Below are 8536 nucleotides of genomic sequence, written 5' to 3'. Positions count from 1 at the left end.
GTCGTCGGCGAGGCTGCCCGCGACGAGGAGCAGGGCCGCGAGCCCGAGGGGCGTGCCGTTGAGCAGCCAGGCCTGCGACGACAGCGGGCGGTGCCCCACCAGCACACCCGCACCCGCGATCGGGAATGGTTCAGGAGGCGAGCGACGGAGCGGCGGCCGGCCGGCCGACGAGACCGGTGCGATAGGCATAGGCGACCAATTGCGCGCGGTCCTTGAGACTCAGCTTGTGGCGGATCCGGTAGATGTGCGTGCGTACGGTCGTCAGCCCGATGAACAGCAGCCGCGCGATGTCCTCCGGCGAACTCCCCTGCCCGATCAGGACGAGGATCTCCCGCTCCCGCTGCGTCAGCACCTCGCTCTCGGCGTCCTCGGGGACGGGAGCGGGCAGATCCTTGCGCAGGAACCACAGACGCAACTGGTCGACGATCTCCGGACTGAACGCCGTCTGGCCGTCCTGCACATGGTGGATGGCGTCGATGACCTCGCAGCGGGTCGCGTCCCGCCGGATCAGGCCCCGCACGTCGGAGGCGATCAGCTGGGCCATGTCCTCGCTGCGGCACTGGTCGTACAGGACGACGAACGACGGCGGCGTGCCGGCCTCGCCTGCGGCCGAGGCGCGGACGTGCTGCACCAGGTCGACCACCTCCCGCGGGGCGTTCAGCCCGACCAGGACGAGGTCGGGGCGGCTGCGCTCCACCGCCGCAAGCGTCGCCGCGCCGCCGTCCGTGGCATCGGTGACGGTGAGGTCCGGGGTGGCGGACAGCATGGTGTGCAGTCCGTCGCGCATCAGGGGGAGCTGATCGCAGATCAGGACACGGATCGAGGCGTCCCGCCGCACGAGGCGCGGACCGTCGCCGCGGGGGCGGGAGACGGGGCCGGAGCGGTGGAGACGGGGGGCCGCGGGCGCCTCCTCCAGGAACGCCCTCATGACTGGTTCCGTGAGGCCTCGACCGTGCTCAGCTGCGCCCGGACCCGCTGCGGTGGTGGCGCGGCGGCCCGGCGCCGCATGCCCACCAGGCACCAGGCGACGCTGCCGCTGACCGCGACCACGGCGGAGACCGTCAGCAGAATGGGCTGGATGCCCACGACGGCCGCGAGCAGACCCGAGACGGCCGGCGCCACCAGCGAACCGGTGGCCTGCATCGCCCGCCACAGCGCCATCGCGCGGCCGTGGTGCTCGGCGGAGACACCGCGCAGCAGCGCGATCCGGCACGCCGGACCGAACAGGCCGACGGCGACGCCCCACACGAACACGCCGCCGAAGGCCACGGGGACGCGGTCGGTCATGATGTAGACCGCCTCGCCCACGGAGATCATGAGCACCGAGGCCGGCAGGAAGTAGGCGTGGTCGAGCAGGTGCTTCCACCGCAGCATGAAGACCGTCGCGCCGAGCAGCCCGATCCCGAAGATGACCTCGATGGTGGCGAAGGTGCTCGCCGGGCGGTCCAGGATCTCCCGTACGTACAAGGGCTCCAGGGGCCGGAACGCGCCGTTGGCCAGCGACGTGACGAGGGTGAGGAGCAGCGCGGCGCCGACGGAGAAGGACGCCAGCAGGGTACGTGCCCGCACCCGGCTCGCCGTCCCGTCCGCCGCGGGGCGCCGGGTCCCGCCCAGCGACAGGAAGACACAGCCGCCCAGCAGGGACAGCGCGGCGATCACGACGAACGCGCTCACCGTGCCCCACAGCGCGATGCAGACCGCGGCCGTCGTGGGCCCGGCGATGAACGGCAGGCTCGTCGCGAACCCCATCCAGATGCTGGAGGTCACGTGCTCGGTCCGGCCGGGAAGCCAGCTCGGCATGGCGTCGGCGGCCGGCTGGGCGAACGCGCGGGCGACGCCGGACGCCAGCGTGACCGCCCACAGTAACGGCGCCGTGTCCGTGGTGATCATGGCCAGGGTGGTCAGCACGCCCGCGCCGCTCGCCACGATGCCCACCGTGCGCGGCCCGGCGGAGTCGATGACCCGCCCCACCGGGTGGCTCAGCAGCACCGAGGGTGCGCCCCAGGCCACGGCGATCGCCGCCATGTAGGCCGCGTCCTCGTGCAGGGTGAAGGTCGCCTTCGACTCGATGACGATGAGCAGCGCCCAGTAGGCGATGCCGATGAGGCTCTGTCCGGCGACGAGCTTGTGCAGCGGCGTCAGCCGGCGGGGTGCGGCGCTCACCGGACGTCCCGCCCCTCGCGCGCAGGCCGGTAGAGACCCGAGCGCTCCAGCTGCCGGATGCGGGCGTAGTCGCGTGCGACCGCCGCGGGGTCGGCGTCGAGCAGCGCGAGGTGGTCGGGCGAGGAGAACAGGTCGACGGTCTCGCGCACCGGGGTGCCGGCGCGCAGCCCGCGCACCGAACCCGTCAGGGTCGGCAGCGACATCAGCTCGTCGAGCGCCGCTCCGGCCGCGAGCTCCCCGTCGAACGGGGCGATGAGCGACACGACGCGCAGCCGCTGTTCGAACCGGTAGACCTGGCCGGGCAGCACGTCGAAGGAGTCGGGGTCGACGCAGGCCTGCACGGTGAGGTCGACCTGGCTGGTGCCGGTGGCCGTGCGGTGCAGCTGCGGGTCGTCGGCCCCCTGGATCCGTGCCCCGCTCTCGATCAGGACGGGGCCGCGGGCGGTCAGCATCACCTCGCTGTGGGCCGGCCCGTTCCGTACGCCCAGCGCGTCCAGGACGCCGGTGAGGTACTCCCGCAACCGGTGCTGCTCGGGGCCGTCGCCGGGAACGAGCTCCTCCCAGTCGTAGACCAGCGCGCCCCCGTCGAGCCGGGTGCGCACGTCCTTCCATATCTCGTTGATGTAGTGCCGGCCGTCGCGGCTGACGCTGTTGATGAAGTACTGCTGGCCGACGAGGAGTTCCTGCGCCAGGACGACCTCGTTGTGGCCGCCCAGCTGGTTGACGGCGCGGTGGATGTGCGCGAAGGCGTCGCGGACCTGCCGGGCGTCGGCGCAGAAGGCCACGCTGTCCGAACCGCAGCTGTCGACGGGTTTGACGACGAGCGGCCAGTGACCGCCCCGCTCGGCCCAGGCGATCAGCTCGTCGGCGTCCTGCGAGACGAGACTCGCGGCATGGTCGAGACCGGCCTCGCGCACCGCCTCCACCATGGCGAACTTGTCGCGGCGGGCGGGGGAGGAGGCGGCCGCGTTGCCGGCCAGGTCGAGTCGCTCGGCGAGTTCGTCGGTCAGGGCGACACCCGGCTCGGCGCCGGCCACGACGGACTGCGGCGCGTGCCGGGCGACCCGCCGGGCGGTCTCGGCCACGTCACCCCGGTGGACGATGGTCTCCAGGAAGTCACCGGGGCGGAAGTTCTTCACGTACACCGGGGGCAGCGGGTCGCGGCTGTGGACCGCGACCGCCCGCCAGCCCCGCTCCCGGAAGGCCGGCGCCAGATGGGCGCCGGTCGACACCGGGTCGACGATCACGACGGTCCGCTGGGTGTCGCCGGGAGCCGGCGAGGGACCGGGCACGTCGTCGTGGGCCCTGCGCCCGGCGGGCCGGACGGGGGCGCGCCCTGCGGAGGGCGAGGCGGCGGGAGGGGCGGTCTGGGTTTCGATGAGGTCGGCCATGCGGCCACGCTAGGTGGGCACTTCGGCCGTCTCGACTACTCGTGTGAGTAGCCGCGTGCCAGGTGTGCGACGTCCTCCAGGTGGTTCCAGACCTTCTCGAAGCCATCGGCGTAGGCCTCCAGCGAGGGCCCGGCCTCCGGGTTGAGGTGGCGCTTCTGCAAGGTCAGCGAGTCGTCGATGACCTGCCGCGTCACGGGGACCTCGACATGGCGCGGCGGCTGCTCGATGCCATCGGCGCTGGCCCAGGGGTAGCCGTTGCCGAACCCCGTGCGGTCCGTGAACACCTTCTGGTCGCTCAGCGGCATCAGCTGGTAGCGCGACAGCGGCACGCCCTCGGCGCGCAGCAGGCGGTGCAGGGCGGCCCGGAAGGAGGCGGCGTCGACGTCCTCGAAGCCCGCGGCGGCCGGGTCGAAGCGGAACCGCAGGATGTGCCAGGCGTGCGTGCTGCCGGCCGCCACGGTCGGCACGACGAGCCCGGGCAGCGGGCGGAGCCGGTCCAGGAAACGGGTCACCTGGGCGTCGCGCGCCGCCTCGTAACCGTCGAAGCGGTCCAGCTGGGAGAGGGTGAACGCGGCCTGCACGGAGCTGAGTTTGCTGTTCCAGCCAAGCCGGTAGGAGATGTAGTCCCGGTCCTTGCCCGGCTCGATCACCTCGCCGAACTGCCGGATCAGCCGCGCCTTGCGGGCGAGTTCGGCGTCCCCGGTGACCAGCAGCCCGCCCTCGCCGCACGTCGGCAGGTTCTTGGTGACCTGGAGGCTGAAGGCCCCGGCATCGCCCAGGGAGCCCACCGGGCGCCCCTGGTAGAGGGCGCCGTGCGCCTGCGCGGCGTCCTCGACGACCGCGAGACGGTGGCGGCGGGCGAGCGCCGTCAGCTCGTCCATCGCGGCGGGGTGCCCGTGCAGATGGACCGGGAGGATCGCGGCGGTGCGCGGGCCGATGAGGGAGGCGACCGACGCCGGGTCGAGGGTGAAGGTGACCGGATCGATGTCGGCGAAGACGGGGACGGCCATCTGGTGCAGGGGCGCGAGCCCACTGGCGATGAAACTCAGCGCGGGCACGATGACCTCGTCACCGGGCCCGATGTCGAGGGCGGCCAGCGCCGTGGTCAGCGCGGTGGTGCCGTTGGAGGTGCCCACGCACCAGTCGACGCCGCACCGCTCGGCCCAGGCCTCCTCCAGGCGGCTCACCGGGCTCTCGCCGTTGACGTTGGAGACCAGCGGCGCGCCGTCCAGCGTCGCCATCACGGCGGCGCGGTCGGCGTCGGTGATGACGGGCCAGGTCGTCGAACGCAGCCTGCGCGGGACGACCGGGGCACCGCCGAACACCGCCAGGGTGTCGGGGGAGCGGACGGCGCGCGTGGTGGTCGGGGCGCTCTGAACGGTCACAGCATCTCCTTGGCCTCGTCGAGGGCCTGGACCGCCGTGACGTACGCGCGGTCCAGTGTGCCGGTGTGGGTGGCGAGGTCGGCGGCGACCTCACCGTGGTCGTGCGGGGGGTGGGCGGTGGCGTGCGCGGCGGTGACCCGCACGCCCGTCCAGGCGTGTGCGACGGCTTCCACGCGGCGGCCCGCCTCGGCCAGCGCCGGCAGCCCCTCGGCCCGGCCCCAGGTGCGCAGGAACTCGCCGTGCAGCGCGGCCTGCGCCTGCATGCCCCAGCCGAAGGGGTACACGTGCTGCAGCGCGCCGGCCCGCCCGGAGCGGGCCCGCTCGACCACGTCGTCCAGGAAGAAGCGCAGACCCCGCAGGCCGACGTGGTCGCCGTCGCCGTCGGGGGAGGCGGCGTGGAACAGCGCCGAGCCGTGCGCGAGCGCCCGCCGCAGCAGCTCCCGGTCCACCACGGGGAACGGCTCCTCGACGTCGACGGTCAGGTAGCGGCGCTCGATCCCGGTGTCGCTGAAGAACGCGTCCTGCTCGTCGCTCGGGTTGCCCGACGTCCAGGCGTCCAGGAACGCGGCCAGCGGTATCTCCCCGCTGAACTCGGGCGGCATCGCGTCGGCGACGGACACGGTGCCGGCCCGCAGGTCGATACCGGTCACCACCAGCAGATGGGCGGCGTGCACGTCGTGGTAGGCGGGGCGGAAGGGCAGGTGGAAGTTGTCGACGGCGGCGACCACCGTACGGTCCCGGGCCAGCTCCGCGACGAGTTCCTCCAGCCCCTGCCCGCCCGCCCGGTGCCAGCGCGAGCGCACCGGATGGTGCGGCATGAGGGCGTCGGCCAGCTCCACTCCCGGGGCGCACGGGAAGGAGAACTCCTCGCTGGTGACCTTCTCCGGCTGGAAGCGGAACTCCCAGTGCAGCCCCAGCACGGGCAGCGGATCGTGTCCGGCGCGCAGCAGCGCCGTGGCGAACGTCGCCTGCAGGCAGCTGACGGCGTCGCGGTACCAGAGCTGGATGTCGCCGCTGACCGCGACGCGCTCGCTCACGGTGGTCATGACGTGCTCCTCCTGGTGAGGGCCTCGGGGGTGCTCTGCAGGGTCAGCGCGAAGACGTGCACGGCGACGTGGCGCGGCAGCCGCAGACCGCGTACGGGCGTCTGCCGGGTGACCGGCACCCGGACGCCGAAGACCCCGGCGGCGACCCGCTCCTGCACGTGGTGCGGATAGTGCATGGTGGGCGTGCGGAAGGCGACGCTCTCCCCGAACCAGGCCGGTGCGTGCCACAGGTCCGACACGCGCAGCGGCTCGAAGTCGACCTGGCCGTCGGCGAAGTGCACGGCGACCTCCGTCTCGGTGCGCCGCTCGCTCGTCGCCAGGAAGCGGATCCAGTCGTAGGAGCCTTCGGGCACGGGAAGGTACTGGCCGGCGCACCGGACGTTGTCGTACCCCTCCGGCGCGTCCTCGGCGCCGCCGAGCGCGTAGGGGATTCCGTCGATCTCCACCCGCGTTCCCGCGGCGGCGAAATGCTGGGACGGAATGGTGTTGCGCCACACGTTGAGCCGGCCGTTCTTCTTGCCGGATTCCGTGGTGACCGATTTGTTGTTGAGGTGGCCGGTCAGATCCACCGTATGAAACGGCTGCCAGGAAGAACCCGGTGCCGGGCCGTCAGGGGCCGCTGGGTGTTCCGTCGAAAGCTTCATACGCCCGATGCTAGGAGCCGGACGCGGCCCCGCACATCAGCTCCCGCACGGACATTCGGCGTCCCGACGGCGTTGCCCGCGGGCGGCCGCATCGGCGTCACGACGACAGGCGACCGGCCACGGGTAATCGTCCCGATGAGATCGGGGTCCGCCCATTTTCCGGTGGAAAGGCGCGGGTACGTTTCAGGAGCCGCAGCGCTTTCGCCGCCCGTCCCGGGCGAGACGGCAGCGCATGAAAAGAATCAGCGACTTTGCGAATGGGGAGAGATCTGTGCATTCTGACAAGAACATTCTGGCCCTGTGGAGCGCGCCGCGCTCACGGTCCACCGCGTTCCTGAAGATGATGTCGCAGCGCGGTGACCACACGATCCTGCACGAGCCGTTCTCCCACGTCATGAACTTCGGCGAGACGACCGTCGCGGGCCGCACGGTCCGCGGCGAGCGCGAGCTGATCGAGGCGATCCGCGAACAGGCCGAGAGCGGGCCGGTGTTCTTCAAGGACACCACCGACTTCGCCTACCCGGAGCTGCTCGCCGACACCTCATTCCTGCGCGAGGCGACGCACACCTTCATCATCCGCCACCCCAGCGAGGCCATCTCCTCGCACTACGCCGTCAACCCCGAGCTGACCCGCGACGAGATCGGCTTCGCCCGCCTCGCCGGCATCTACCGCGCGGTCCACGACGCGAACGGCCGGCGGCCCGTCGTCGTCGACTCCGACGACCTGGTCCGCGACCCGCGGACCACGGTGCGCGAGTACTGCGAGCAGGTCGGCATCGCGTACCTGGAATCCGCCCTCAGCTGGAAACCCGCCATGCGCGAGGAGTGGGTGGGCACGAAGGTGTGGCACGAGTCGACCAGCCACTCCCAGGGCTTCACCTCCACCGCCCCCGACTACGCCCACAGCCCGGACAACGACCCCCGGCTGGCCGCGTTCCTCGCCTACCACCTGCCGTTCTACGAGGAGTTGCGCGCCCACCGCCTGGACGTGCCGGCGCCGACCGGCTGACCGGCCGCGGCCGGCGCCCGGCCCACGAACCCGAACCCCGCGTACCCCCGCGTGACGAGGAGGCCATCACTCCATGCCCACGACCCGCATGCCCCCCGGCTCCGCACCACCGACGGCCGCCACCGGCCCGGGCGCGACGGTGTGGCTGACCGGCCTGCCCAGCGCCGGCAAGTCGACGATCGCACGCACCCTCGCCCAGCGGCTGCGCGCCGAGAACCAGCCCGTGGAAGTCCTCGACGGCGACGAGATCCGTACCTTCCTCTCGGCGGGCCTCGGCTTCACCCGGCCCGACCGTGACACGAACGTGCAGCGCATCGGCTTCGTCGCCGAACTCCTCGCCCGGCACGGCGTGGTGACCCTCGCCCCGGTCATCGCCCCCTACGCGGACAGCCGCGCGGCGGTGCGCGAGCGGCACGGCGCGAGCGGCACCCCCTACCTGGAGGTCCATGTCGCCACACCGGTGGAGGTGTGCGCGGGACGCGACGTGAAGGGCCTGTACGCGCGCCAGAGCGCCGGTGAACTCACCGGCCTGACCGGCGTCGACGCCCCGTACGAGGCGCCCCTCGACCCCGACCTGCGGATCGACCCGAACAGCCAGAGCGTCCACGAGTCCGCGTCCGCGGTGCACGAACTGCTGCGGGAGCGCGGTGTGATCCCGCGAGCCCTCACGGAAGGAGACGCGGCATGACAACGGTCGTCGCGTTCGACACCGGCAACACAGGCAACACCGGCGGGGCGGCGAAGGGCCCGGCTCCGGTACGCGACAGCGGCCGCGCGCCCGTCGGCACCGCCTTCGCGCTGACCCACCTGGACGCGCTGGAGTCCGAGGCGGTGCACATCTTCCGCGAGGTGGCGGGCGAGTTCGAGCGGCCGGTGATCCTCTTCTCCGGCGGCAAGG

8 protein-coding genes and 1 pseudogene are annotated in these 8536 nt (G+C 72.6%); 3 read left to right on the top strand and 6 right to left on the bottom strand.

The window, feature by feature from the left end:
- Positions 1 to 130: 130 nt before the first annotated feature.
- Genes ABZY33_RS35535 through ABZY33_RS35510 form a run of 6 tightly spaced genes read right to left on the bottom strand, consistent with a single transcriptional unit; the run spans position 131 to position 6629 of the window.
- Positions 131 to 928 carry a response regulator transcription factor gene (locus ABZY33_RS35535; protein ID WP_356495853.1) on the bottom strand — a complete coding sequence of 266 codons (798 nt, stop codon included), beginning with the start codon at positions 926 to 928 and terminating at the stop codon, positions 131 to 133.
- On the bottom strand, positions 925 to 2163 hold the full coding sequence (locus tag ABZY33_RS35530; protein ID WP_356495852.1) for an MFS transporter: 1239 nt from the start codon (positions 2161 to 2163) through the stop codon (positions 925 to 927). Before ABZY33_RS35530 ends, ABZY33_RS35535 begins: the two co-directional genes overlap by 4 nt.
- A complete protein-coding gene (locus ABZY33_RS35525) occupies positions 2160 to 3554 on the bottom strand; it encodes an ATP-grasp domain-containing protein (protein WP_356495851.1) in 1395 nt (464 codons plus the stop codon). Before ABZY33_RS35525 ends, ABZY33_RS35530 begins: the two co-directional genes overlap by 4 nt.
- Before the next feature lie 35 nt (positions 3555 to 3589).
- Positions 3590 to 4939, bottom strand: coding sequence for a DegT/DnrJ/EryC1/StrS family aminotransferase (locus ABZY33_RS35520; RefSeq protein WP_356495850.1), 1350 nt, complete (start codon positions 4937 to 4939; stop codon positions 3590 to 3592).
- The gene (locus tag ABZY33_RS35515; RefSeq protein ID WP_356495849.1) at positions 4936 to 5985 is read right to left on the bottom strand and encodes a BtrH N-terminal domain-containing protein; all 1050 of its coding nucleotides are present in this window, start codon (positions 5983 to 5985) and stop codon (positions 4936 to 4938) included. The genes ABZY33_RS35520 and ABZY33_RS35515 overlap by 4 nt, the downstream gene beginning before the upstream one ends.
- A complete protein-coding gene (locus ABZY33_RS35510) occupies positions 5982 to 6629 on the bottom strand; it encodes a hypothetical protein (RefSeq protein ID WP_356495848.1) in 648 nt (215 codons plus the stop codon). Before ABZY33_RS35510 ends, ABZY33_RS35515 begins: the two co-directional genes overlap by 4 nt.
- A gap of 271 nt (positions 6630 to 6900) precedes the next feature.
- On the opposite strand from ABZY33_RS35510, the gene ABZY33_RS35505 reads away from it, so the two are divergent.
- The 3 genes and pseudogenes from ABZY33_RS35505 to ABZY33_RS35495 form a co-directional block, all read left to right on the top strand.
- Positions 6901 to 7638, top strand: a complete 738-nt coding sequence (locus tag ABZY33_RS35505; protein ID WP_356495847.1) for a sulfotransferase family protein — start codon at positions 6901 to 6903, stop codon at positions 7636 to 7638.
- Positions 7639 to 7711: 73 nt separating this feature from the next.
- A complete protein-coding gene (gene cysC, locus ABZY33_RS35500; protein WP_356495846.1) occupies positions 7712 to 8326 on the top strand; it encodes an adenylyl-sulfate kinase in 615 nt (204 codons plus the stop codon).
- A pseudogene (locus tag ABZY33_RS35495) lies at positions 8323 to 8536 on the top strand (hypothetical protein); the annotation flags it as partial. The gene cysC and the pseudogene ABZY33_RS35495, both read left to right, overlap by 4 nt.

The organism is Streptomyces sp. NPDC006552, from assembly GCF_040611655.1.
Lineage (GTDB): Bacteria > Actinomycetota > Actinomycetes > Streptomycetales > Streptomycetaceae > Streptomyces.
The sequence above is the reverse complement of the archived record's forward strand: the minus strand, read 5'-3'. Positions and strand labels throughout refer to the sequence as shown.

Bases quoted from the DNA above. Each gene is read 5' to 3' on its own strand.
- ABZY33_RS35535 (WP_356495853.1), bottom strand. From the start codon at position 928: ATGAGGGCGTTCCTGGAGGAGGCGCCCGCGGCCCCCCGTCTCCACCGC.
- ABZY33_RS35510 (WP_356495848.1), bottom strand. From the start codon at position 6,629: ATGAAGCTTTCGACGGAACACCCAGCGGCCCCTGACGGCCCGGCACCG.
- ABZY33_RS35515 (WP_356495849.1), bottom strand. From the start codon at position 5,985: ATGACCACCGTGAGCGAGCGCGTCGCGGTCAGCGGCGACATCCAGCTC.
- cysC (WP_356495846.1), top strand. From the start codon at position 7,712: ATGCCCACGACCCGCATGCCCCCCGGCTCCGCACCACCGACGGCCGCC.
- ABZY33_RS35525 (WP_356495851.1), bottom strand. From the start codon at position 3,554: ATGGCCGACCTCATCGAAACCCAGACCGCCCCTCCCGCCGCCTCGCCC.